Genomic DNA, 25,181 nt, shown 5'->3' on the forward strand with positions numbered 1-25,181 from the left:
CGGACGGACGCACGGGACGCCGGACGAACGTGACGAGGGCGGGCAGTCGACCGACTGCCCGCCCTCTCCGTTGTCCCCGGGCTCCCGTCCGGCACCCGCGGGGGAGCCGGACGGGGACGGGAGCCGGTGTGTCAGGACTCCGGACCGTCGCCCTTCCGCCGCCGCAGGGCCCGGCGGACCGGCCCGGTGACGGCGGCGGTCAGCCGCGCGGCCCTGCGGCGCACTGCCAGCCGGGCCGCCAGCACCGCGTCCGAGAGGCGCCACCAGAGCTGGGCCGAGGACGCGGGCAGGAGCAGCGCCCTGGTCCGGCCGCGCCGGCCCGCGCCGGCCCGCAGGCCGTCGCGGGCGGTCCGGACGTCCGCCGCCAGCGGCGTGGTGACCTGCGTGGTCCGGGCGTAGAGGACCCGCTCGGTGGCCAGCGCCACCCGCCCGGCCGCCGCCGCCGAGGCCTCGTCGAGCTCGGCGGTCTCGGCGATCCGGCGCGCGGCGGAGCGCGGGGTCCGCGACTCGTCGGGCGGGATGCCGAGGTCCCAGGCGGAGTCGATCAGCTCGTCCCAGGCGGCCATCACCTGCTCGTCGGTGAGTTCGACCGACCCCTCCCCTCCGGGGCGCCGCCGCCCGCCGGCTCCGAGCCGGCGCCGACGCAGCAGCGCCCGCCAGACCATCGGGGTGAGCAGCAGCGCGAGCAGCACCAGGGCGGAGGCCAGGGTGGCCAGGGTCTTCCCGGAGAACAGCCAGGAGTCGGCCAGGGCACCGCCGGCGGACTTGTCCCGCTCCCCGCACTCGCCCATGCTGCGCAGCTTCGGGTCGCAGTCGGGGTTGGCGGACGGCAGCTGCGCCGAGGCGCTGGGCTGCGGCTGCGCGGTCGGCTGCGTGGTCGGTGCGGTGGTCGGCGCGGCGACCTGGTCGCTGTACTCGGGTGGCACGCCGCGGGTCGGGGTGGGCTCGAAGCGCATCCAGCCGTAGCCCTCGAAGTACAGCTCGGGCCAGGCGTGGTACATCGAGTCGGTCACCGAGTAGACCTCGCCGCCCTTGGTGTCGCCGGGCGTGAAGCCGAGCGCGACCCGGGCGGGGATGTCCAGGACGCGCGCCATCGCGGCCATGGTGGAGGCGAAGTGGACGCAATAGCCCCGGCGCCGGGTCAGGAAGTCGGCCATCGCGTCGCTGCCGCTGTCGGACCGGGTCTTGACGTCGTAGGTGAAGCCGGAGCGGGTGAACCACTCCTGCAGCGCGACCGCCTTGTCGTAGGGGGTCCTCGCCTGCTGGGTGACGGAGACGGCCTTCTGGCGGACGATCGGCGGCAGGTCCCTCGGCAGGTCGAGGTACTGGGCCCGGATCCGGTCGGGCGCCTGGGGGGCGCTGCGCAGTTCGGCGGCGGTGGGGCCGACGTACAGCGAGGTGACCGTGTAGCCCAGGCCCTTGATCGCCTTGTCCCGGGTCGGCTGGAGGGCCGAGGTGAGCGAGTCGAGCTGCCAGTCGGCGGTGTTGCGCAGTGAGACGGTCCGGGCCGGGTAGGGCATCGGGAGCCAGGCGTTCTCCAGCCGGTCGCTGATCCTGACCGTGGTCTTCAGCTCCGGGAAGTCGGGCACGGTCAGGCCGTCGGGGGCCGGCAGGGTGCCCTTGAACTCGGTCGTGTCGGTGGAGCTGAGCTTCCACCTGGTGCCGTCGAAGGCGTCCAGCGAGCCGGTGCGCAGGTAGGTGCTGTCGGCCAGCGGGCTGTCCATCTTGTAGGTGAGCAGCTCGACGTTGCGGGGCTCGGGGAGCGCGTCGTTCAGGGCGACCAGGGGATCGAGGCTGTTGAAGCCGCCGGCGCCGCCGTGCTTGCCGGAGCTCGCGGTGCCGCCGCTGTTCACCAGGCCGGAGCTCCAGCGCGGCAGGAAGGCCGGCAGCAGCAGGGCGAGCGCGAGTGCCACCACGCCGACCTGCCGGCCGCTCTGGCTGAGTCCGCCGGAGCTGCCCTCGGTGCCGTGCGGGGTGCCGCGGAAGACCCGGCCCCAGCGGGAGACCCGGTCCTGGCCCTCGGCGAAGAGCAGGACCAGGTAGCCGGCCGCGGCGGCCGCGAACCAGAGCCAGTTGCCCCGGTCGCCGGCCAGGCCGTTGCCGACCGAGTAGAGCGCCAGCAGCGGCAGCCCGGCCAGCGCCGAGCGCCGGTACGTCACCGCGACGGTGTCCACCGCGACGGCGATCAGGCCGATCGAGGTGATCATGATCAGCCGCAGGCCCGCGCTGGGCGGGGCGGGGATGGCGTACTCCCGGATGTCGTTCAGCCCCTGCTCGAACGCCCGGGCGAGGGTGCGCAGCGACTCGGGACCGGGGACGATCCCGCCCCAGGAGGCGCCGGAGGTCGCGAAGGCGAGCAGCAGCAGGAGGAGGAGCGCGACCAGCTGGCCGAGCGGGACGGCCCAGCGGTAGAACGGCGTGCGCCGCAGGCCCGCGCCGACGACCGCGATCACGGCCACCACCAGGTACGCGTGGGTGATCCAGCCCTTGGTGGTCAGCAGCGGGGTCAGGCAGAGCGCGGCCAGGGCGGTGGCCAGCGCCGAGTACGCGGTCAGTTTGGCCCGGGTGGTCACGCGCCGGCCTCGTTTCGGTAGGGGGAGGGCGCCTCGGCCCGGTCGGCGGCCCGCCACAGTTCGGTGACCGAGTCGCCGGCACGGACGGGCAGGACGGTCCATCCGGCCTCGCGCAGGCGGAGCACCCGGTCGTGGAACTCGTCGCCGCCGGTGTCGGGGGCGAGCATGCGGAGGCCGGCCCAGGTGGCGGTGTCGAGGAGGAAGGCCACGGCGCCACCGGTGCGGTTGCGCAGCCGGGCCAGCCGGGCGACCTGCTCCTCGTCCAGGTCGCCGAGGACGGCGACCAGCAGGCCCTCCCCGCCGGCCCGCAGCGGTTCCTCGGCGCGGGAGAGCCCGGCGCCCTCGGAGAGGTCGGCCACGGCGAGGGCGTCCAGGATCAGGCCGGAGGTGTCGGCCGCCGTGTTGCCGCCGCCGGCGCCGCTCCCGGGGACGGCGAGGCCGGTGTCGGTCAGCAGCCGGGTCTGGTAACCGCGTTCCAGCAGGTGGGCGGTGACCGAGGCGGCGCAGGAGACCGCCCATTCGAAGGAGGAGGCGGGGCCGCTGCCCCGGTGGCCCACCTCGCGGGTGTCCAGCAGGACGGTGGCCCGGGCCTTGCGGGGCTGCTCCTCGCGGCGGACCATCAGCTCGCCGTAGCGGGCGGTGGACTTCCAGTGCACCCGGCGGAGGTCGTCGCCGGGGCGGTACTCGCGCAGGATGACGTCGTCGTCACCGGCCAGGGCCAGGGCCCGGGCGTGGCTGTCGCCCTGGCCGGCCCACTCGCCGCTGAGCCGGACGTACGGCAGCGGCAGGATCTGCGGGACGACGGTGAGCACGTCGGACGCGGAGAACGAGCGGTTCAGCTCGCACATCCCGAACGGGTCGGAGAGCCGCAGCTGGAGCGGGCCGAGCGGGTAGCGGCCCCGGAGGTCGGAGCGGACCCGGTAGGAGACCTCGCGGTTGCCGCGGGGCTCGACCCGGTCCAGTACGAACCGCGGGCGCGGCCCGAGCACGTACGGGACCTTGTCCTCCAGCAGCAGCAGGCCGGTGGGGACCCGGGAGACGTTGTCCACCCGCAGGTGGACCCGGGCCTCCTGGCCGGCCACCGCCCGGCGCGGGCTGAGCCGCCGGCCACTGGCCACCCGGTAGCGGGTGTTGGACAGCAGCAGGGCGGCGGCCAGCGGCAGCGCGGCGAGCAGGACGCCGACGCGCAGCAGGGCGTCCTGGTCGAGCAGGTACGCGCAGACCACCGCGGTCACCCCGGCGGCGAGGAAGGAACGGCCCCGGGTGGTGAGGCCGCGCAGGCCGGCGCGCAGGCCCGACGGTTCGTCGGACGGGCCCACCTCAGCTCCTCCGCGTGGCGGGGGCGCCCTGCGGGCGCGGGAGCGGCAGGCGGGCGACCAGCTCGGCCACGATCTGCTCGGAGGTGCGGCGGCTGAGCTGGGTCTCGGCGGTCGGCATCAGGCGGTGGGCGAGCACCGGGACGGCGAGGCGCTGGAGGTCGTCCGGGGTGACGTAGTCGCGGCCGTCCAGGGCGGCGGCGGCGCGGGCGGCCCGGACCAGGTGCAGGGTGGCGCGGGGCGAGGCGCCGAGGCGCAGCTCGTGGCTGGTGCGGGTGGCGGAGACCAGGTCGACGGCGTAGCGGCGGACCGGGTCGGCGATGTGCACGGTGCGGACCAGGTCGATCAGCTTGAGGATGTCGGAGGCGTGCGCGACCGGCTGGAGGTCGTCCAGCGGGCTCGCGCCGGCGTGCACGTCGAGCATGGCGAACTCGGCCTCGGGGCTCGGGTAGCCCATCGAGATCCGGGCCATGAAGCGGTCCCGCTGGGCCTCGGGGAGGGGGTAGGTGCCCTCCATCTCGACCGGGTTCTGGGTGGCCACGACCATGAACGGCGAGGGCAGCTCGTAGCTGGTGCCGTCGATGGTGACCTGACGCTCCTCCATCGACTCCAGCAGCGCGGACTGGGTCTTCGGCGAGGCCCGGTTGATCTCGTCGCCGACGACGATCTGGGCGAAGATCGCGCCCGGCCGGAACTCGAAGTCGCGCTGGTGCTGGTCGAAGATGTTGGTGCCGGTGACGTCCGAGGGCAGCAGGTCCGGGGTGAACTGGATGCGCCGCACGGTGCAGTCGACGGACCGGGCCAGCGCCTTGGCCAGCATGGTCTTGCCGACGCCGGGCACGTCCTCCAGCAGCAGGTGGCCCTCGGCGAGCAGGACGGTCAGGGCGATCCGGATGGCCTCCGGCTTGCCCTCGATCACGCTCTCGATGTTGCCGCGGATCCGGTCCACGACGGCGGCGAGTTCCGGCAGACCGACGGGGTGGTACCCCGGCGTCTCCCGGTCGCCCCCTGCACGACCGTCGAGACCGGCCTGATCGTTGTAGCTCGTCACCCGTTCGCTCCCTGGCACACCACGTGCCCGCCTCCGTTGAGGCCGGCCCCCACCCCATGCTGGACGCGGCCCCTCCGGGAGCGGTTCCGTGTTCCGGGAGCCGGTGCCGGAGTACGGCCTGCGACCGGCCGCCCCAGGTGGTTCGAGGCCGGACCGGCAGGCGCATTCTCCCCCGGGCGGTGGTCAGAAGTCACCCTCCGGACCGGGCACCCTCGGGCGGCCGTGCCGGGGAGGCGGGCCGGGGGGCTTCCGGGGAGCGTCCGGCTGGCCCGGGCGACGCTGGCCGGGCCGACCGGATGGACGGGGTCAGTGGATCTCGCGCAGCAGCCCGGTGTGGACGTCGAAGACGAAGCCGCGCACGTTGTCGGTGTGCAGCAGGAACGGAGAGGTGCGGACGCGCTGCATGGACTGCCGGACGTCACTGTCCAGGTCGACGAAGGACTCGACCGCCCACTGCGGGCGCTGTCCGACCTCCTGCTCCAGCTCGCGGCGGAAGTCCTCGGTGAGGCCGAGCAGGCCGCAGCCGGTGTGGTGGATCAGCGCGACCGAGCGGGTGCCCAGGGCGCGCTGGCTGATGGTGAGGGAACGGATGGTGTCGTCGGTGACCACGCCGCCCGCGTTGCGGATGACGTGGGCGTCGCCGAGTTCGAGGCCGAGCGCGGCGAACAGGTCGAGGCGGGCGTCCATGCAGGCGACCACGGCGATCTTCTGCACCGGGCGGGCGTCCATCCCGCCGTCGCGGAAGGTCACCGCGTACTCGCGGTTGGCCGCGACGAAGCGGTCGATGATGGTGGGTGTCGGGGCGTCGGCAGCGGCGGTCGGCGTGGGCCGGTCGGGGGTCACTGTCATGGTGAAGACGTTAGTGCGATTCGCCGGGTCTTGGTGGGGCTGATGGCGACAGAGCGGGCCCGTGTGACCGAGCGCATATCCACAAGGCGCTGCCGCTTCCGGGCGATACGGACGGATTTGTCCGACCCGGTCCCGACCCGGTCCCGACCCGGTCCCGGTCCGGTCCCGCCCCGTCCCGTCCGCTGTCCGGGGCGGTGCCCGGTACCGGGGCGCGCGGCACCGCGGCCGGCGCGGCTGCGGCGTCCGGCATGTGCCACGAGCACCGTCGCGACCTGCGGTGATCCGTACCGCCGCCCGGGTGGTGCGCCGGAGCGGGCCATTGACTGACGGGGCGTGCGCGGTAGAGTTGCGGCGCAGTGGAGCACACCCGCCGGGGCCCGTCAACCGGGCGTTTCCGGCCGGTGCGGCGGCCGACGCGGCCCGTGGCCTCCACCCGCTCCGTGCCACCTGGCGCACCTTCCCCGGTGCCGGGCGGTCACGACCTTCCCCAAGGAGCGGGCGGGGCCCACGGGCCGCGGCCCGGCCCCTGCGTCTGCTTCGCGGCGTGGTGGGACAGAATGGTCCGAGCTCCCGTACTTCGGGCGGCTCCGCACCGAGGAAGGGCGCCACCGCGCAATGACCACCAACGATCCGGCCCCCAAGCACGTCCCGGTGATGCTGCAGCGGTGCATGGACGCGCTGGCCCCGGCGATCTCCCGGCCCGGTGCGGTGGTGGTGGACGCCACCCTCGGCCTCGGTGGCCACAGCGAGGCCCTGCTCACCCAGTTCCCGGACGTCCGGCTGGTGGCGGTGGACCGCGACACGGCGGCGCTCAAGCTCTCCGGCGAGCGGCTGGCCCCCTTCGGCGAACGGGCCACCCTGGTGCACGCCGTCTACGACGAGATCCCCGAGGTACTGGAGCGCCTGGACATCCCGAAGGCCGACGGCATCCTCTTCGACCTCGGCGTCTCCTCCATGCAGCTGGACGAGGCCGGGCGCGGGTTCGCGTACGCGCAGGACGCGCCGCTGGACATGCGGATGGACCAGACCCGCGGGATCAGCGCGGCCGAGGTGCTGAACACCTACAGCCACGGCGAGCTGGCCCGGATCCTCAAGTTCTACGGCGAGGAGCGGTTCGCCGGGAAGATCGCCTCGGTGATCCTGCGCGAACGCGAGAAGGAACCGTTCACCAACAGCGCGCGTCTGGTCGAGTTGGTGCGCAACGCCATCCCGGCCGCCACCCGCCGCACCGGCGGCAACCCGGCCAAGCGCACGTTCCAGGCGCTGCGGATCGAGGTCAACGGCGAGCTGGAGGTCCTGGAGCGGGCGATTCCCGGGGCTCTGGGCGTCCTGCCCATCGGCGGGCGGATCGCCGTGATGTCCTACCAGTCGCTGGAGGACCGCCTGGTCAAGCAGTGCTTCGCGGCCGGGGCGACCAACACCGCCCCGCCGGGGCTGCCGTTCGTCCCGGAGGAGCACCAGCCCTGGCTCAAGCTGATCACCCGCGGTGCCGAGCAGGCCACCGAGGAGGAGATCGAGGAGAACCGGCGCGCCGCACCCGTACGGCTGCGGGTGGCGGAGAGGATCAGGGACCGAAGCACCCGGGGCTGACCGGCACCGGGACGGTCCGAAGGGCGGAGGAAAGACGGTGGGGCCGGTGGCCGGAGGCGGGGCGGGGAGCAGGGTGCTCCCCGGGCAGGGCGGCAGGGCGCGGATCACCGTCCGCCCCGGGCGACGCCAGGTACGGGGGCGGACGCCGTTCGCGGTGCTGGTGGTGGTGCTGCTCGGGGCCGGACTGCTCGGGCTGCTGGCACTGAACACCGCCCTCAACGAGGGCTCCTTCGAGCTGTCCAGGCTGCAGCGGCAGACCACCGTGCTCACCGACGAGCAGCAGGGGCTCCAGCACCAGATCGACCAGAACTCCGCGCCGGACGCGCTGGCCCGCCGGGCCGCCGAGCTGGGCATGGTGCCGGCCGGCGGGATGGCCTTCCTCGACCTGCCGAACGGCGGCGCGGTGGTCGGCACGCCGAAGCCGGCCCAGGACAGCCCGCCGGTGAAACGGTCCACCGTGGAACCGTGGCCCGGGAAGCAGCCGGCGCCGAGCGCCCAACCCGGTGCCCAGCCCGGATCCCCGGCGGCGGCGCAGCCCACCACCGCGGCGCCGAACGCCCCGGCCCCCGGCGGCGACGTCACCGTCCAGCTCAACCCGACCGCGCCGCAGCCGGCGCCGGCCACGGGCGGGGGCGCAGCCCGATGAGCACACCCCGTCAGCCCTCCGGCGCAAACGGCGGCAGCGGCGGCAACGGCGGACGCCGTCCCGTCAAGGGCGCCGCGCCCCGGCCGGTCCCGCGCGGGCAGTCCACCGGCAAGCCGCCGGCCGCCGGGCGCGCCCAGCCCGCCAAGGGGCAGCCGGCGAAGCCGCAGTCCGCCGCGGGTCAGCCGGCCCGCGCCAAGCAACCGCCCGCGAAGCCGTCGCCCGCGAAGCAGTCCCAGGCGCGCCAGCCCGGGGCCAAGGCCCAGCCGGCCGCCGGGCGGGACCCGAGGGCCGCCGCCCGCACGCCCCGCACCCCGCAGCAGCGCCGCCCCGAGGGCCGCCCGCCGGCCCGCGCCGGCCAGGCGGGGGACCGGCCGCGCCCGCGTCCGCCGCAGCGCCGCCCGCAGCCGCGGGGGATCCGGCTGGCGGACCCGCGCCGTCGGCTGCGGGTGATCACCATCGTGCTCTCGGTCGTCTTCTCGATCTTCGCCGGACGGCTGGTCCAGCTCCAGCTGCTGGACTCCGACGCGCTGGCCGCCGACGCCAACACCAACCGGTACCTGAACATCCCGATCACCGCCGAGCGCGGCTCGATAGCGTCCTCCGACGGGGTCGCCCTGGCCACCACCGTCGACGCGTACGACATCACCGCCGACCCCGCGATGTTCACCCCCGAGGCCACCGGCCTCCCGGACGCCCCCGAGCAGGCCGCCGCTCTGCTGGCGCCGATCCTCGGCCTGCCCAAGGAGCGGATCGCCGCCGACCTGCACACCCCCAAGACCCGCTACAAGCGGCTGGCCGCCCAGCAGACCCCGGACGTCAAGAACCAGATCAGCGACCTCAAGTCGAGCCTGGAGAAGCAGGCCGGCTCGCGGGGCTGCCAGGCCCAGAAGCGGCTGCTGAACAAGTCCGTCGAGGACGGCGGCCGGACCAGGCTCGACAACGAGTGCGTCAACCCGCTGGCCGGGGTCTTCAACCGGGACACCCAGAAGCGGGTCTACCCCTCCGACGGCCTGGCCGCCAACCTGGTCGGCTTCGTCAACGCCGAGGGCGAGGGCGCAGGCGGTCTGGAGCAGCAGTACCAGCACGAGCTGTCCGGCAAGGACGGCCACAGCAGCTACGCCCAGGCCGGCGGTCGCCTGGTGCCCACCGCCGGCGGCTCGCTGGAGCCCGCCGTGCCCGGCACCGACCTGCGGCTGACCGTCAACCGCGACATCCAGTGGGCCGCCCAGCGGGCCATCACCGACCAGGTCGCCAACGCCGGGGCGGAGAAGGGCTACGTCATCGTCCAGGACGTGAAGAACGGCCAGGTGCTGGCGATGGCCTCCTCGCCGGGCTTCAACCCGAACGACCTGAGCACGGCCAGGAACTCGCAGCTCGGGAACGCGGCCCTGCAGGACGCCTACGAGCCGGGCTCCACCGCCAAGCTGATGACCATGGCGGCGGTCCTGGACACCGGCAAGGCCACCTGGGACACCAAGGTCACCGTGCCGTACCCGCTGGTCCGCGGCGACGTGGCGTTCAAGGACGACGTCCTGCACGACACCTGGTACCTCACCCTGGCCGGCGTGCTCGCCAAGTCCTCCAACATCGGCACCATCGAGGCCGCTCAGACGCTCGGCGCGACCCAGCCCGAGGCCAACCGGGTCCTCTACGACTACCTGCGCAAGTTCGGCATCGGCGAGCACACCGGCCTGGACTTCCCCGGCGAGACCGCCGGCCTGCTCGACAAGCCGGAGGACTGGAAGGCGTCCAAGCAGTACACCATCCCGTTCGGACAGGGCCTGTCGGTCAACGCCCTGCAGGCGACCTCGGTGTTCTCGACCATCGCCAACGGCGGGGTCCGGGTGACGCCCAGCGTCGTGCAGGGCACCACCGCACCGGACGGCAGGTACACCCCGGCCGCACAGGGCGCGCAGTCCCGGGTGGTCGGCGAACAGACCGCCAAGACCCTCACCGAGATGCTGGAGTCGGTCGTCTCCGACGAGCAGGGGACCGGCGGCAAGGCCGCCATCCCCGGCTACCGGGTGGCCGGGAAGACCGGCACCGCCAACCGGGTGGACCCCAAGACCGGCGGGTACCGCGGCTACACCGCGTCCTTCATCGGCTTCGCCCCGGCCGACCAGCCGCGGGTCACCGTCTCCTGCGTGATCCAGGACCCGGTCAACGGCCACTTCGGCGGCCAGCTCTGCGGCCCGGTGTTCAAGCAGGTGATGGAGTTCACCCTCAAGACCCTCAAGGTCCCGCCGAGCGGTAGCGAGGCGCCCAACCTGCCCGTCGAGTGGAAGCCGTGATCGACCATGAGCAACGACCGGGCGGGTGCGGCCGCCGGCACGGAAAAGGGCCGGTTTGGCCCTGGAAGCCCTTCGGCGGATAGCCTCTCCGCCGTGCCGAAACCCGATCAAACCACCGTGAGCCCGCCCCGCCCCGCCCGGACGGGGGCCCGGCCGCTCGCCGAGGTCGCCCGACTGCTGGGTCTCGACCCCGTCGAAGGACCCGAGATCACCGGCGTCACCCACAACGCCCGCGAGGTCCGTCCCGGCGACGTGTACGTGGCGTTCCCGGGCGCCAACCACCACGGCGCGTCCTTCGCCGGGCAGGCCGCCGCGGCCGGCGCCGTGGCGGTGCTCACCGACCCGGCCGGCGCCGAGCTGGCCGCCGGCACCGGCCTGCCGCTGCTGGTCGTCGACCGCCCGCGGGCCCGGATGGGCGAGCTGGCCGCCGCCGTCTACGACCGGCCCTCCGAGCGGCTGCTGATGATCGGGCTGACCGGCACCAACGGCAAGACCACCACCTCCTACCTGGTCGAGGGCGGTCTGCACGGCGCCGGGCGCAGCCCCGGGGTCATCGGCACCGTCGAGATGCGGGTCGGCACCGAGCGGATCAAGAGCGAGCGGACCACCCCCGAGGCCACCGACCTGCACGCGATCCTCGCCGTGATGGGCGAGCGCGGCGCGGACGCGGTGACCATGGAGGTCTCCAGCCACGCGCTGGTCTACGGCCGCACCGACGGCGTGGTCTACGACGTGGCGCTGTTCAACAACCTCACGCCCGAGCACCTCGACTTCCACCCGGACATGGAGGACTACTTCCAGGCGAAGGCCCGGCTCTTCCAGCCCGGCAAGTCCCGCGCCGGCGTGGCCAACCTGGACGACGCGTACGGCCGCCGGCTGGCCGCCGAGGCGAAGATCCCGGTCGTCACCTTCTCCGCCACCGGCGCGCCCGAGGCGGACTGGCGCGCGGTGGACGTCCAGCTCGGCCCCGTCGGCTCGACGTTCCGGGTGCTCGGCCCCGACGGCGCCGAGGCGGACGCGGCCGTCCCGCTGCCCGGCCCGTTCAACGTCGCCAACGCGCTGGCGGCGATCGCCGTGCTGGCGACCGCCGGCCTCCCGCTGGACCGGGCCGTGGCCGGCATCGCGGCCGTTCCCGGCGTGCCGGGCCGGCTGGAGCGGGTCGACGCCGGTCAGCCGTACGTCGCGGTGGTCGACTACGCGCACAAGCCGGACGCGCTGGAGGCCGTCCTCGGCTCCCTGCGCGAGGTCACCAAGGGCCGGCTGCACGTGGTCGTCGGCTGCGGCGGCGACCGCGACCCGCACAAGCGCGCCCCGATGGGCGGCATCGCCGCCCGGCTCGCCGACACCGCCCTGCTGACCAGCGACAACCCGCGCAGCGAGGACCCGCTGGCGATCCTCGCCACGATGCTCGCCGGCGCCGCCGCGGTGCCCGAGGCCGAGCGCGGCACCGTCCTGGTCGCCCCCGACCGGGCCGAGGCGATCCAGTTGGCCATCACCCGCGCCCGGGCCGGTGACACCGTGCTGGTGGCCGGCAAGGGCCACGAGCTCGGCCAGTACGTACGAGACGAGATCCGCCCCTTCGACGACCGGGAGGTGCTGCGTGACGCCATCGGACAGGACGTCGTGGCACGGACCACGGCCGCCCGGGGCACCGGAGGAGTAGAGCAGCAGTGATCGCACTGACCCTCGCCGAGGTGGCCGCAGCAGTCGGGGGCACCCTGGCCGACGCCGACCCCGACGCCCTGGTGACCGGCCCGGTCGAGGTCGACTCCCGCAAGGTCGTCCCCGGCGGCCTCTTCGCGGCCTTCGTCGGCGAGCACGCGGACGGCCACGACTACGCCGCCACCGCCGTCGCGGCGGGCGCCGTCGCGGTGCTGGCCTCCCGCCCGGTCGGCGGCCCCACCGTCCTGGTCGACAGCGTGGTGGACGCGCTCGGCAAGCTGGCCCGCGCGGTCGTCGGCCGCGCCGGCGCCACCGTCGTGGCCCTCACCGGCTCGGCCGGCAAGACCAGCACCAAGGACCTGATCGCCCAGCTGCTCCGGCGCCTCGGCGACACCGTCTACCCGCCCGGCTCGCTCAACAACGAGATCGGCCACCCGATGACCGCCCTGCGGGTCGAGGACGCCACCCGGCACCTGGTGCTGGAGATGGGAGCCCGGCACAAGGGCGACATCGAGTACCTCACCTCGATCACCCCGCCCCGGATCGGCCTGGTGCTGAACGTCGGCACCGCGCACGTCGGCGAGTTCGGCTCGCAGGAGGCGATCGCCGAGGCCAAGGGCGAGCTGGTCGAGGCGCTCCCGGCCGACGGCGTCGCGATCCTCAACATCGACGACCGGTTGGTGCGCGCAATGGCCGCGCGCACCAAGGCCAGGGTGGTGTTCTTCGGTGAATCCCCGGACGCCCGGGTCCGCGCACAGGATGTTCGTCTGGACTCCACCGGACGGCCATCCTTCACGTTGACGACCCCCGCCGGTTCCGCACCCGTGCAGCTGCGCCTGTACGGTGAGCACCACGTCTCGAACGCCCTCGCCGCCGCAGCGGTGGCGACGGAGCTCGGGATGACCGTCGACGACACCGCCGAAGCACTGAGTGAGGCGGGTGCGCTGTCCCGCTGGCGCATGGAGGTCGTCGACCGGGCCGATGGTGTCACCGTCGTCAACGACGCCTACAACGCGAACCCCGACTCGATGCGGGCCGCGCTGCGGGCGCTGGTCTCGATGGGGGGACGAGGTCCGGAGCGTCGCCGTACCTGGGCGGTGCTCGGCGAGATGCGGGAGCTCGGCGAGGAGAGCCTGGCCGAGCACGACGCCATCGGGCGGCTCGCGGTCCGGCTGGACGTCACCAAACTGGTGGCGGTCGGCGGACGCGAGGCGGCCTGCATGGAACTGGGCGCGAGGAACGAAGGTTCGTGGGGTGAGGAGTCGGTGCTGGTGTCCGACGCGGACGCGGCGGTCGAACTGCTGCGCAGTCAGCTGCGGCCGGGGGATGTGGTGCTGGTGAAGGCGTCCCGCTCGGTGGGGCTCGAAAAGGTGGCCGAGGCGATCCTCGCGGACGGTGCGGCCCAGTAATGAAGCAGATCCTCTTCTCCGGCATGATCGGCCTGGTCCTGTCGCTGCTCGGCACCCCGGCCCTGATCAAGCTGCTCGCCCGGCAGGGCTACGGCCAGTACATCCGCGACGACGGCCCGAAGGCGCACCACAGCAAGAAGGGCACGCCCACCATGGGCGGCATCGCCTTCATCCTGGCGACGCTCATCGCCTACTTCGCCACCAAGGCGATAACGGGCGAATCCCCGACCGCCTCCGGACTGCTGGTGCTGTTCCTGACGACCGGTCTGGGACTGGTGGGTTTCCTCGACGACTACATCAAGGTCGTCAAGCGCCGTTCGCTGGGCCTGCGGGCCAAGGCGAAGCTCGCCGGGCAGTCCCTCGTCGGCCTGATCTTCGCCGTCCTGGCGCTGCAGTTCCCCGACGGCGCCGACCGCACCCCGGCCTCCCAGCACCTCTCGTTCGTCCGCGACTTCGAGTGGTCGGTCGGCCCGGTGCTGTTCGTCATCTTCGCGTACTTCCTGATCGCCGCGACCTCGAACGGCGTGAACCTGACGGACGGTCTGGACGGCCTGGCCACCGGTGCCTCGGTGATGGCCTTCGGCGCCTACACCTTCATCGGCGTCTGGGAGTACGGCCAGAGCTGCGCGTACGCCGTCTCGGCCACCTCCAACTGCTACGACGTCCGGGACCCGCTGGACCTCGCCGTGGTCGCGGCCGCCCTGATGGGCTCCTGCTTCGGCTTCCTCTGGTGGAACACCTCGCCCGCCAAGATCTTCATGGGCGACACCGGCTCGCTGGCCCTCGGCGGTGCGATGGCCGGTCTGGCGATCTGCTCGCGCACCGAGATCCTGCTGATCCTGCTCGGCGGCCTCTTCGTGATCATCACCCTCTCGGTGATCATCCAGGTCGGCTCGTTCCGGATGACCGGCAAGCGCGTCTTCAAGATGGCCCCGCTGCAGCACCACTTCGAACTCAAGGGCTGGAGCGAAGTCCTGGTCGTGGTGCGGTTCTGGATCATCCAGGGCCTCTGCGTGGCCGTCGGCCTCGGCCTCTTCTACGCGGGATGGGTGACCGGATGACCAACCCCGAGTGGGCCGGGCTGCCGGTCGCCGTCGCCGGGCTCGGAGTCTCGGGCATCAGCGCGGCCCGCGTCCTGCACGGACTCGGCGCCCGCGTCACCGTGGTGGACGGCGGCAGCGGCGAGGGCCTGAAGGCCCGCGCCGCCGAGCTGGAGGCCCAGGGGGTGACCGTCCGCCTCGGCGACGGCGACAGCCTGCCCGACGGCACCCGGCTGGTCGTCACCTCGCCCGGCTGGCCGCCGAGCAGCCCGCTGTTCGCGGCCGCCGCCGCGGCCGGCGTGGAGGTCTGGGGCGACGTCGAACTGGCCTGGCGCCTGCGCCGCCCGCTGGCCACGACCGGCGAGCCCGCTCCCTGGCTGGCCGTCACCGGCACCAACGGCAAGACCACCACCGTCCAGATGCTCGCCTCGATCCTCACGGCCGCCGGCCGGCGCACCGCCGCCGTCGGCAACGTCGGGGTCTCGGTGCTGGACGCCGTGCTCGCCGAGGAGCCGTACGACGTGCTCGCCGTCGAGCTCTCCAGCTACCAGCTGCACTGGGCGCCCTCGCTGCGCCCGTACTCGGCGGCCGTGCTCAACCTGGCCCCCGACCACCTCGACTGGCACGGCTCGATGGAGGCGTACGCCGCCGACAAGGGCCGGATCTACGAGGGCAACGTCGTCGCGTGCGTCTACAACCTGGCCGATCCGGCCACCGAGGCGCTGGTCCGCGAGGCCGACGTCGAGGAGGGCTGCCGGGCGGTCGGCTTCGGCCTCGGTGCGCCCGGCCTGTCGAACTTCGGCGTGGTCGACGGCCTGCTGGTGGACCGTGCCTTCGTGTCGGACCGGGCCAAGAACGCGGCCGAGCTGGGCTCCGTCGAGGACGTCAACCCGCCGGCCCCGCACAACATCGCCAACGCGCTCGCCGCCGCGGCCCTGGCCCGGTCCTACGGGGTGGACCCGAAGGCCGTCCGGGAGGGCCTGCGCGCCTTCCGGCCGGACGCCCACCGGATCGCCGAGGTCGGCGTCGTCGACGGCGTGACGTACATCGACGACTCCAAGGCGACCAACACCCACGCCGCCGCGGCCTCGCTCTCCGCCTACCGGCCGATCGTCTGGATCGCCGGCGGCCTGGCCAAGGGCGCGGCCTTCGACGACCTGGTCCAGGGCGCGGCCGAGCGGCTGCGCGCCGCCGTGCTGATCGGCGAGGACCGCGCGCTGATCCGGGAGGCGCTGGCACGACACGCGCCGGATGTCCCGGTGATCGAGGCGGCCGAGGGCCAGACTGGCGCGGTGGCGATGGCCGAGGTGGTCCGCGCGGCCGCCTCACTCGCCCGAACGGGTGACACGGTGCTGCTGGCCCCGGCCTGTGCCTCGATGGACATGTTCACCAACTACGGCGAGCGCGGCGACCTCTTCGCGGCGGCCGTCCGGGGGCTGGCGGACGCGTAGGGCGTGTCGGACACACCCTGAGCACGGACGGGCCCCGCACCGCGAGCCGAGGGGCCGCGCCGGATCGGAGCGGCCCGGAGGCGGGCGAGGCGCAGAGGGAGAGCGGGACGGGTGGGCGGCGGTCAGGGCAGGGCGGGTGGTTCGGGCGCACCGGAGAACGGGGCGGCCGGCCGCTGGCGGGTGATCTCCGCCACCACCACCGCCTACAAGTCGGCCGGCCCGGTGGCCCGCCTGCAGGCCTTCCGGGCCCGCGTGCGGTACGCCCTGGACCGGCCGCTCACGCCCTACCTGCTGATCGCCGGTACGGCGCTGCTGCTGGTGGCGCTCGGGCTGATGATGGTCTTCTCGGCCTCGCAGATCCTCGCGCTGGGCCAGCACCGCTCGACCCAGTTCTACTTCTTCAAGCAGCTGGTCGGGGTGCTGCTCGGCTTCGCGCTGCTGGTCGGCTTCGCCCTGGTCCCGGTGGCCGTGCTGCGGGTGATCGTCTACCCGGTGATGCTCGGGGTGATCGGCGCACTCGTCCTGGTCGCGATCCCCGGTGTCGGCGTGGAGGTCAACGGCAACCGGAACTGGCTGGATTTCGGCGTGTTCCAGTTCCAGCCGTCCGAGTTCGCCAAGCTCGCCCTGGTGCTCTGGGGCGCCGACCTGCTGGCCCGGAAGCAGAAGAACGGCACGCTCGACCAGTGGAAGCACCTGCTGGTCCCGCTGGTCCCCGGCGCCCTGCTGCTGCTCGCGCTGATCATGCTCGGCGGCGACATGGGCACCGCGATGATCCTGGTGGCCATGCTCTTCGGCCTGCTCTGGATGGTCGGCGCGCCGCTGCGGCTGTTCGTCGCGACCCTCGGCGTGGCCGTGGTGGTCTGCACCGCGCTGGTGGTCACCGTGCCGCACCGCGCCGAGCGGCTCTCCTGCATCGGCGTCACCAAACTCGACCCGGCCGGCGCCTGCTTCCAGGCCCTGCACGGCGTCTACTCGTTCGGCCTCGGCGGTCTCTTCGGTTCCGGCCTCGGCGCCGGGGTCGAGAAGTGGGGCCAGCTCCCGGAGGCGCACACCGACTTCATCTTCGCCACGACGGGCGAGGAACTGGGACTGGTGGGGACGCTGTCGGTGATCGGTCTCTTCGCGGCACTAGGCTACGCGGGTATCCGTGTGGCCATCGGCACGAAGGACCCCTTCGTCAGGTACGCCGCGGGAGCCGCCATCACCTGGCTCATGGCTCAGGCCGTGATCAACCTGGGATCGGCGCTGGGACTGCTGCCCATCGCGGGCGTCCCGCTCCCGCTGTTCTCCTACGGCGGTTCCGCCATGCTGTCGGCCATGTCCGCGATCGGGGTGCTGCTCTGCCTGGCACGCAGCAGCTCGGGAGCGAAGGCGGCCCTGGCCGCCCGGAGCAAGAACTCCCGGATCAGGAAACAGCTGGCCCGGGTGCTGCCACGACGACGAACCACAGCGCGCCCGGCCCCGGTGCCGGCACGCAGGGAGCGGTGAATTTCGGTGCATGTCGTACTCGCCGGCGGGGGGACCGCCGGTCACATCGAGCCGGCCATGGCCCTCGCGGACGCCCTCCGCAGGCATGACCCGTCCATCGGGATCACCGCCCTCGGTACCGAGCGCGGCCTGGAGACCCGGCTGGTACCCGAGCGCGGCTACCAGCTGGAGCTGATCCCGGCCGTCCCGCTGCCCCGCAAGCCCACCCCCGAGCTGATCACCGTCCCGGGCCGGCTGCGCGGCACCGTCCGGGCCGCCCAGGAGATCATCGAGCGGGTCAAGGCGGACGCCGTGGTCGGCTTCGGCGGCTACGTCGCCATGCCCGCGTACCTGGCCGCCAAGCGGGCCGGTGTGCCGATCGTGGTGCACGAGGCCAACGCCCGGCCGGGCCTGGCCAACAAGATCGGTGCGCGGTACAGCGACTTCGTCGCGGTCTCCACGCCGGACAGCAAGCTGCGCGACTCCCGGTACATCGGCATCCCGCTGCGCCGGACCATCGCCACGCTGGACCGCAACGCGTCCCGTCCGGAGGCCCGGCACTACTTCGGCCTCGACCAGCGGCTGCCCACGCTGCTGGTCTCCGGCGGCTCGCAGGGCGCACGCCGGCTCAACGAGACGATCGCCGCGATCGCCCCGCGCCTGCAGCAGTACGGCGTGCAGATCCTGCACGCCGTCGGCCCGAAGAACGAGCTGCCGCAGGTGGACGACATCCCCGGGATGCCGCCGTACCGCGCGCTGCCGTACCTGGACCGGATGGACCTCGCGTACGCGGCCGCCGACCTGATGCTCTGCCGGGCCGGCGCGATGACGGTGGCCGAGCTGGCGGCCGTCGGCCTGCCCGCGGCCTTCGTCCCGCTGCCGATCGGCAACGGCGAGCAGCGGCTGAACGCCCAGCCGATGGTGAAGGCCGGCGGCGGGCTGCTGGTCGACGACGCGGAGCTGAACCCGGACTGGGTGCTGCAGAACGTGCTGCCGGTGCTGACCGACCCGCAGAAGCTGTGGGACATGAGCCGGGCCGCCGCCGAGTTCGGCCGCCGGGACGCGGACGACCTGTTGGTCGGCATGGTCTACGAGGCCATCGAGGCAGCCCGGGGCGGCCGCCGTCGTGGCTGACGCCCGGCTCGCCGAGCCGCCCCCGGCCGGCGGCCGGGGATACCCGCACGACGAGGATCTCGGGGACGAGGAGTACACCCCCCGGCTCCGGCTCTCGCGGCGCGGTGTGGTGGTGCTGGGTTCGCTCGCGGCCGCGGTGCTGGGCGTGCTGGCGTGGTTGGTCTTCCTCTCCTCGGTCCTGGACGTCCGCAGCATCTCGGTGCAGGGCGTCCAGGACGACCGGCTGACGGCCGACCAGGTCCGCTCGGCGATCGGCGGGGTCGGCTCCGGCCCGCTGGCCCGGGTGGACCTGGCGGACGTCCGGCGGCGGGTCGAGGCGATCCCGCGGGTGGCCGGGGCCGAGGTCTGGCGGGGCTGGCCGCACACCCTGCGGGTGAAGATCACCCAGCGGTCGGCGGTCGCCGCGGTGAAGGGCGAGGACGGCCGGTTCACCCAGGTCGACGCGGGTGGCGTGAGCTTCGCCACCGAGCCGGCCGCGCCGGAGGGCGTCCCGGTGGTGGAGCTCCGGCTCAGCCAGCCCGCCAGGGACGTGGAGTCGGTGATCGGGAGGGCCCAGCTGGTGCAGGGCGCGGTGGCGGTGGCCGCCGGCCTGCCGGCCGAGGTCCGGCAGCGGGCCGGGGCCGTTCTGGTGCATTCGTACGACGATATCCAGTTGCAGCTCAGCGGGGGTGCGACGGTTCGCTGGGGAAGTCCCGAGCAGACCGATCGGAAAGCCCGGGTCCTGGTGGCGCTGCTGGGTCAGAAGGGTACGAACTTCGACGTGAGTGCGCCGGAGGCGCCGGCGGTGTCCGGATGATCCGGTAGGTTTTCTGCACAAGGGTGCGCGCGGAGCGCGTCGCTGACAGAGTGGCGGCGGGTGACGGGTGGGCTTGACGCGGTTTCGTGTCGGCCCGACCCTTGGTGGTCACCCCGGTTTCATCCGGCGGTTGATGATCACATAGGCTCAAAAGAAAAAGGGAAGCTCGGCGTGTTCGTTGAAACACGTGGCCGGAGCCACCTAGTGTCCTGTGTCACCAGCCTGTGTTCCCTGGTGATGTGACAGAGGCACAGCACTAACCCTAAAGGTCAAGTTTAGGGTTGGGGTCGGCGGTCGGCATTTCGGACATTGCGTCAGAAACCAGGCTCCCTACCCATCGACATCCGTCGGAATGACCCGTACCGGCGTCGGACCGACCCGGAAATTCGAGGCGAGAGGCCTTCGACGTGGCAGCACCGCAGAACTACCTCGCAGTCATCAAGGTCGTCGGAATCGGCGGCGGTGGTGTCAACGCCATCAACCGGATGATCGAGGTCGGTCTCAAGGGCGTCGAGTTCATCGCGATCAACACCGATGCGCAGGCCCTCCTCATGAGCGACGCCGACGTCAAGCTCGATGTGGGCCGTGAACTCACCCGGGGCCTCGGCGCCGGCGCCAACCCCGAGGTCGGCCGGAAGGCCGCCGAGGACCACCGCGAGGAGATCGAGGAGGTCCTCAAGGGGGCCGACATGGTCTTCGTCACCGCCGGCGAGGGCGGTGGCACCGGCACCGGTGGCGCCCCCGTGGTCGCCAACATCGCCCGCTCGCTGGGCGCGCTCACCATCGGCGTGGTCACCCGCCCGTTCACCTTCGAGGGCCGTCGCCGCGCCAACCAGGCCGAGGACGGCATCGCCAGCCTCCGCGAAGAGGTCGACACCCTCATCGTGATCCCCAACGACCGGCTGCTGTCCATCTCGGACCGCCAGGTCAGCGTGCTGGACGCGTTCCGCTCCGCCGACCAGGTGCTGCTCTCCGGCGTCCAGGGCATCACCGACCTGATCACCACCCCCGGCCTGATCAACCTCGACTTCGCCGACGTCAAGTCGGTCATGTCCGAGGCCGGTTCGGCGCTCATGGGCATCGGCTCGGCCCGCGGCGAGGACCGCGCGAAGGCCGCCGCCGTGATGGCGATCTCCTCCCCGCTGCTGGAGGCCTCGATCGACGGGGCCCGCGGCGTGCTGCTCTCCATCTCCGGCGGGTCCGACCTCGGCCTGTTCGAGATCAACGAGTCCGCCCAGCTGGTCAGCGAGGCGGCGCACCCCGAGGCCAACATCATCTTCGGTGCGGTCATCGACGACGCGCTCGGCGACGAGGTGCGGGTCACCGTCATCGCGGCCGGCTTCGACGGCGGCCAGCCGCCGGCCATCGTCCGCGACCCGGTGGTCAAGGCGAGCGCGGCCCCGGCCAACCCGCCGGCCTCCTCGTCGGGCGGCGCCCCCGAGCGCCCCTCCGGCCGGCCCGCGTACGGGGGCATCGGCTCGGTGACGTCCCGCCCGGACGGCGAGGGTCCGTCCCGTTCGGCGGAGGCCCCGGTCACCACCGCCGCCCCGGTTCCGCCGCAGGTGCAGCCGGCCCGTCAGCCGTACGTGGAGAGCCCGGCCGAGGAACTCGACGTCCCGGATTTCCTTAAGTGATCGATCGCGTCGCACGCGATGGTGCTCACTTCGCCTTCACCTCACGGTGGGGCGGGGTGAGCACTTCGCCGTACGGGGAGCTGAACCTCGGCGGCGCGGTGGGGGACGACCCGGCGGCCGTCCGGGAGAACCGGGGGATCGCGGCCCGTTCGCTGGGCCTGGACCCGGCCGACGTGGTCTGGATGAACCAGGTGCACGGCGCGGACGTGGCGGTGGTGACGGAGCGCCAGCCGGCGGGGGAGGCTCCCACGGTGGACGCGGTGGTCACCGACCGGCCGCTGGCGCTGGCGGTCCTGACCGCCGACTGCACCCCGGTGCTGCTGGCCGACCCGGCGGCGGGTGTGATCGGCGCGGCCCACGCGGGCCGGCCCGGACTCGCGGCGGGGGTGGTGCCGGCGGTGGTCCGGGCCATGGTCGAACTGGGGGCCGAGCCCGGGCGGATCACCGCCGCCACCGGCCCCGCGGTCTGCGGGCGCTGCTACGAGGTGCCGGCGCCGTTGCGCGCCGAGGTCGCCGAGCGGGTGCCCGCCGCGTACGCCGAGACCTCCTGGGGAACACCGGCGCTGGACGTGCCGAACGGAGTGGCGGCCCAGTTGGCCGCTGCGGGAGTCACCGAGTTGGTGCGATCATCTGTCTGCACCCTCGAATCCGCCGATCACTACTCCTATCGTCGCGAGCAGCGCACGGGCCGGCTCGCGAGCTACGTCTGGTTGGGCTCTGATCTCTGATGACGAACGACATCTACGGACCGTTCCCGGGAAGTACCGCCGGTTTCCCCGACGCGAGCTGGTCGGCCGGGCTGACGGACGGGCAGCGGGCCCGGTACGAAGAACTGGGTACCAACCTGGACGTGGTCGAGCGGCGGATCTCCGACGCCTGTGCCGCGGCCGGGCGGGCGCGCGGGGAGGTCCGGCTGATCGTGGTCACCAAGACCTACCCGGCCGAGGACAGCGCCCTGCTGGCCGGGCTGGGCGTCACCGACGTCGCGGAGAACCGCGACCAGGACGCGGCGCCCAAGGCGGAGCAGTGCAGAAACCTTCCGCTCGACTGGCACTTCGTCGGCCAGCTGCAGACCAACAAGGTCCGCTCGGTGGTCCGGTACGCGAACCACGTGCACTCGGTGGACCGGCTCAGGCTGGTGGAGTCGCTCGGCGCGGCAGTGATCAAGGCGGACCGGCCCGAGCTGGGCTGCCTGGTGCAGGTGGCGCTGGACAAGGAGCACGGCGAGGGCGAGCACCGCGCCGGGGTGGCCCCGGCGGACGTCCTGGAGATGGCCGACGCGATCGCCGACACGCCCGGCCTCCGGCTGGGCGGTGTGATGACGGTCGCCCCGCTCGCCGGACCGCTGGCCGGGGACCCTGCCAGGGCCTTCGATCGGCTGGCGGAAATCGCAACCGCCGTACGGACGGCCCATCCTGCTGCCACGATGGTCTCCGCAGGAATGAGCGGCGATCTGGAGCAGGCCATTGCCGCCGGAGCGACACATGTGCGCGTCGGAACGGCGGTACTCGGAGTGCGGTCACCCCTCAGGTAACGTCACCGGGTAGTAGATCAGACTGCAGGACAAAATAGGACAGAAGCTAGCAGCTTATCTGAGCGCTAGCCAACCGTGGATCGCAGCTCCGCGGCCCTCTTCCACGATTTCTGACCGGGCGTCGGCCTGACGGAGCGTCGTGGGCGGACCGCGGAATCCGCAGGCGGGGTCGTACGGCCCGGCCGCCGGGAGGGAGCCGGTCCACCACAAGCGGAGGAGACAGGAGCATGGCCGGCGCAATGCGCAAGATGGCGGTCTACCTCGGCCTCGTGGAGGACGAGACGTACGACGGTCAGGGGTACGACCCCGACGACGACTACGACGCGGACCCCGAGCCGATCCGGACCGGGCGGACCGAGGACATCCCGCGTCCGGCCGCCGCGACCCCCGCTCCGGTCCCCTCGATCGCGCCGCAGCCGGTGCCGGCCGCGGTCCCGATCCGCCAGGAGACTCCGAGGATGGCCCCAGTGTCGTCCATCACACCCGAACGCCGCCACAACCTGGAGAAGAGCGCCCCGGTGATCATGCCCAAGGTAGTGAACGAACGAGAGCCCTACCGCATCACCACGCTGCACCCGAGGACCTACAACGAGGCCCGTACCATCGGGGAACAGTTCCGCGGCGGGACCCCTGTGATCATGAATCTCACCGAGATGGACGACACCGATGCGAAGCGACTCGTAGACTTCGCCGCTGGACTCGTCTTCGGTCTGCACGGCAGTATCGAGCGCGTGACGCAGAAGGTGTTCCTCCTGTCTCCTGCTAACGTCGATGTCACGGCGGAGGACAAGGCTCGGATCGCCGAGGGTGGGTTCTTCAACCAGAGCTGACCCGGCCACGACTTTACGTGTGGATCTGATCGACAGTGAGTTAGCGACAGCGAGCGGCCTCAAGGGCCGAAGAACCGGGGAGAGGGAAGCGCGATGGAGATCGTGTGGGCGGTGCTCTATTACGCACTGACCGTCTTCCTGGTGTTCCTGCTCGTGCGGCTGGTGATGGACTGGGTCTTCCAGTTCGCGCGTTCGTGGCGGCCGGGCAAGGCCATGGTCCTGGTCCTGGAGGCCACGTACACTGTCACGGATCCGCCGCTCAAGCTTCTGCGGCGGTTCATTCCGCCGTTGCGTCTCGGGGGCGTGGCGCTCGACCTGTCCTTCTTCGTACTGATGATCATTGTGTATGTCCTGATCTCGCTTGTGCGGCCCTAGTCGTAGGTGAGCGATGCGACAGGATGCCGGTGTGCCGACGATCACGTTGAGGTGAAGAGATGCCATTGACCCCCGAGGACGTTCGGAACAAGCAGTTCACGACCGTCCGCCTGCGCGAAGGCTATGACGAGGACGAGGTCGATGCCTTCCTCGACGAGGTCGAGGCGGAGCTGACCCGCCTTCTCCGCGAGAACGAGGACCTGCGCGCCAAGCTGGCCGCCGCGACCCGTGCCGCCGCGCAGAACCAGGCCAACATGCGCAAGGAGCCGCCGCAGGACGCGCGCTCCGGCGCCCCGGTGCCGGCCGCCATATCCGGCCCGCCGGTCCCCGGCCAGCAGGGTGGCCCCGGCGGCCCGCAGCAGCAGCAGATGGGCGGCCCCGGCGGCCCGCAGCAGCAGCAGATGGGCGGCCCGCAGCAGCAGATGGGCAACCAGCCGCTCGGCCTGCCGTCCGGCGCCCCGCAGCTTCCGTCCGGCCAGGGCGGCCCGATGGGCCCCGGCGGTCCGCAGCAGCAGCAGATGGGCCAGACCATGGGCGGCCAGCAGCAGCTGGTCCAGCCGATGGGTGGTCAGATGCTCCAGCCGATGGGTGGCCCCGGCGGCCCGCAGGGCATGGGCAACCCCATGGGCCAGGGCATGGGCCAGCAGCAGATGCAGCAGATGGGCGGCCCCATGGGCGGCCCGCAGCAGATGGGCGGCCAGCAGCAGCAGATGGGTGGCCCGATGGGCGCCCCGATGCAGCAGCAGAGCCCCGGCGGCGACAGTGCCGCCCGCGTCCTGGCGCTCGCCCAGCAGACGGCCGACCAGGCGATCTCCGAGGCCCGATCCGAGGCCAACAAGATCGTCGGCGAGGCGCGCAGCCGGGCCGAGGGCCTGGAGCGCGACGCCCGTGCCAAGGCCGACGCCCTGGAGCGGGACGCGCAGGAGAAGCACCGCGTCGCGATGGGCTCGCTGGAGTCCGCCCGTGCCACGCTGGAGCGCAAGGTCGAGGACCTGCGGGCGTTCGAGCGCGAGTACCGCACGCGCCTGAAGTCGTACCTGGAGACCCAGCTGCGCCAGCTGGAGTCGCAGGCGGACGACTCGCTCGCCCCGCCGCGGCTCCCGGCCACCGCGTCGCTGCCGCCGGCCGCGTCGTCGATGGCTCCGGCCGGTGCCGGTGCGATGAGCAGCCCGTCGCCGAGCTTCGGCGGCAGCCAGCCGGCGTTCGGCGGGAACCAGCCGTCCTTCGGCGGACAGGGCTCCTTCGGCGGTAACTCCGGTGGGCAGGGCTTCGGCGGTCAGGCCTCGGGTGGCAACTCGGGTGCGCCGCAGATGCAGCCGGCCGGGATGACCCAGCCGATGGCGGCCGTCCGTCCGCAGCCGCCGCAGCCGATGCAGCAGGCGCCGGCGCCGATGCGCGGGTTCCTGATCGACGAGGACGGCGACAACTAGGCGGTAGCCGACTGTCAGCAGCGCCCCCGCCGTGACCTCCGGGTCACGGCGGGGGCGTTCTGCGTTCGGTGCCCCGCCGTGCGGCGGGTCGGCCGCCGCGTTC

General features: G+C 73.0%; 20 protein-coding genes. 16 read left to right on the plus strand and 4 right to left on the minus strand.

Translation table 11 applies throughout. The annotated features are described in order from the left end of the window. Window positions 1-131: 131 nt before the first annotated feature. From PUR56_RS35760 to PUR56_RS35775, 4 genes are all read right to left on the minus strand, one after another. Window positions 132-2,573: a transglutaminase family protein gene (locus PUR56_RS35760; protein WP_329952028.1), complete on the minus strand. Its 2,442-nt coding sequence runs from the start codon at window positions 2,571-2,573 to the stop codon at window positions 132-134. Continuing rightward, window positions 2,570-3,892 (minus strand): DUF58 domain-containing protein, encoded by a 1,323-nt coding sequence (locus PUR56_RS35765; RefSeq protein ID WP_329952029.1) that lies wholly within the window; start codon window positions 3,890-3,892, stop codon window positions 2,570-2,572. Before PUR56_RS35765 ends, PUR56_RS35760 begins: the two co-directional genes overlap by 4 nt. A 1-nt stretch (window position 3,893) precedes the next feature. Further along, the gene (locus PUR56_RS35770; protein WP_380363915.1) at window positions 3,894-4,940 is read right to left on the minus strand and encodes an AAA family ATPase; all 1,047 of its coding nucleotides are present in this window, start codon (window positions 4,938-4,940) and stop codon (window positions 3,894-3,896) included. A gap of 306 nt (window positions 4,941-5,246) precedes the next feature. Next, window positions 5,247-5,789, minus strand: a complete 543-nt coding sequence (locus PUR56_RS35775) for a beta-class carbonic anhydrase (RefSeq protein ID WP_329882153.1) — start codon at window positions 5,787-5,789, stop codon at window positions 5,247-5,249. A 615-nt stretch (window positions 5,790-6,404) separates the two neighbouring features. Between PUR56_RS35775 and rsmH the strand changes: the two genes are divergently transcribed. The 16 genes from rsmH (at window position 6,405) to PUR56_RS35855 (ending at window position 25,078) form a co-directional block, all read left to right on the plus strand. Then, entirely contained in the window at window positions 6,405-7,379 is a 975-nt protein-coding gene (gene rsmH, locus PUR56_RS35780; RefSeq protein WP_329952030.1) for a 16S rRNA (cytosine(1402)-N(4))-methyltransferase RsmH, read from the plus strand. A gap of 73 nt (window positions 7,380-7,452) precedes the next feature. Further along, the gene (locus PUR56_RS35785) at window positions 7,453-8,025 is read left to right on the plus strand and encodes a cell division protein FtsL (RefSeq protein ID WP_329882151.1); all 573 of its coding nucleotides are present in this window, start codon (window positions 7,453-7,455) and stop codon (window positions 8,023-8,025) included. Beyond that, window positions 8,022-10,316, plus strand: coding sequence for a peptidoglycan D,D-transpeptidase FtsI family protein (locus tag PUR56_RS35790; RefSeq protein ID WP_329952031.1), 2,295 nt, complete (start codon window positions 8,022-8,024; stop codon window positions 10,314-10,316). The genes PUR56_RS35785 and PUR56_RS35790 overlap by 4 nt, the downstream gene beginning before the upstream one ends. Window positions 10,317-10,322: 6 nt before the next feature. Beyond that, a complete protein-coding gene (locus PUR56_RS35795; RefSeq protein ID WP_329952032.1) occupies window positions 10,323-11,990 on the plus strand; it encodes a UDP-N-acetylmuramoyl-L-alanyl-D-glutamate--2,6-diaminopimelate ligase in 1,668 nt (555 codons plus the stop codon). Further along, entirely contained in the window at window positions 11,987-13,387 is a 1,401-nt protein-coding gene (locus PUR56_RS35800; protein WP_329952033.1) for a UDP-N-acetylmuramoyl-tripeptide--D-alanyl-D-alanine ligase, read from the plus strand. The genes PUR56_RS35795 and PUR56_RS35800 overlap by 4 nt, the downstream gene beginning before the upstream one ends. Further along, on the plus strand, window positions 13,387-14,448 hold the full coding sequence (mraY, locus tag PUR56_RS35805) for a phospho-N-acetylmuramoyl-pentapeptide-transferase (RefSeq protein WP_329882146.1): 1,062 nt from the start codon (window positions 13,387-13,389) through the stop codon (window positions 14,446-14,448). The genes PUR56_RS35800 and mraY overlap by 1 nt, the downstream gene beginning before the upstream one ends. Further along, a complete protein-coding gene (gene murD / locus PUR56_RS35810) occupies window positions 14,445-15,878 on the plus strand; it encodes a UDP-N-acetylmuramoyl-L-alanine--D-glutamate ligase (RefSeq protein WP_329952034.1) in 1,434 nt (477 codons plus the stop codon). Before mraY ends, murD begins: the two co-directional genes overlap by 4 nt. 180 nt (window positions 15,879-16,058) lie before the next feature. Next, a complete protein-coding gene (ftsW, locus tag PUR56_RS35815; RefSeq protein ID WP_380520418.1) occupies window positions 16,059-17,366 on the plus strand; it encodes a putative lipid II flippase FtsW in 1,308 nt (435 codons plus the stop codon). A 6-nt stretch (window positions 17,367-17,372) separates the two neighbouring features. Then, window positions 17,373-18,479: an undecaprenyldiphospho-muramoylpentapeptide beta-N-acetylglucosaminyltransferase gene (gene murG / locus PUR56_RS35820; RefSeq protein ID WP_329952035.1), complete on the plus strand. Its 1,107-nt coding sequence runs from the start codon at window positions 17,373-17,375 to the stop codon at window positions 18,477-18,479. Then, complete coding sequence (locus PUR56_RS35825) at window positions 18,472-19,275, plus strand: cell division protein FtsQ/DivIB (RefSeq protein ID WP_329882143.1); 804 nt, start codon at window positions 18,472-18,474, stop codon at window positions 19,273-19,275. The genes murG and PUR56_RS35825 overlap by 8 nt, the downstream gene beginning before the upstream one ends. Before the next feature lie 407 nt (window positions 19,276-19,682). Then, window positions 19,683-20,909: a cell division protein FtsZ gene (gene ftsZ, locus PUR56_RS35830; protein WP_329882142.1), complete on the plus strand. Its 1,227-nt coding sequence runs from the start codon at window positions 19,683-19,685 to the stop codon at window positions 20,907-20,909. After that, window positions 20,906-21,637, plus strand: coding sequence for a peptidoglycan editing factor PgeF (gene pgeF, locus PUR56_RS35835; RefSeq protein WP_329882141.1), 732 nt, complete (start codon window positions 20,906-20,908; stop codon window positions 21,635-21,637). Before ftsZ ends, pgeF begins: the two co-directional genes overlap by 4 nt. Continuing rightward, window positions 21,637-22,443 carry a YggS family pyridoxal phosphate-dependent enzyme gene (locus PUR56_RS35840; protein WP_329952036.1) on the plus strand — a complete coding sequence of 269 codons (807 nt, stop codon included), beginning with the start codon at window positions 21,637-21,639 and terminating at the stop codon, window positions 22,441-22,443. Before pgeF ends, PUR56_RS35840 begins: the two co-directional genes overlap by 1 nt. 227 nt (window positions 22,444-22,670) lie before the next feature. Then, window positions 22,671-23,273 (plus strand): cell division protein SepF, encoded by a 603-nt coding sequence (locus PUR56_RS35845; RefSeq protein WP_327676357.1) that lies wholly within the window; start codon window positions 22,671-22,673, stop codon window positions 23,271-23,273. 93 nt (window positions 23,274-23,366) lie between these two features. Continuing rightward, window positions 23,367-23,648, plus strand: a complete 282-nt coding sequence (locus PUR56_RS35850; protein ID WP_030301231.1) for a YggT family protein — start codon at window positions 23,367-23,369, stop codon at window positions 23,646-23,648. Between the two features lie 59 nt (window positions 23,649-23,707). Continuing rightward, window positions 23,708-25,078 (plus strand): DivIVA domain-containing protein, encoded by a 1,371-nt coding sequence (locus PUR56_RS35855; protein WP_329882138.1) that lies wholly within the window; start codon window positions 23,708-23,710, stop codon window positions 25,076-25,078. Window positions 25,079-25,181: the final 103 nt, after the last annotated feature.

This window comes from Streptomyces sp. BE303, assembly GCF_036290945.1.
Lineage (GTDB): Bacteria > Actinomycetota > Actinomycetes > Streptomycetales > Streptomycetaceae > Kitasatospora.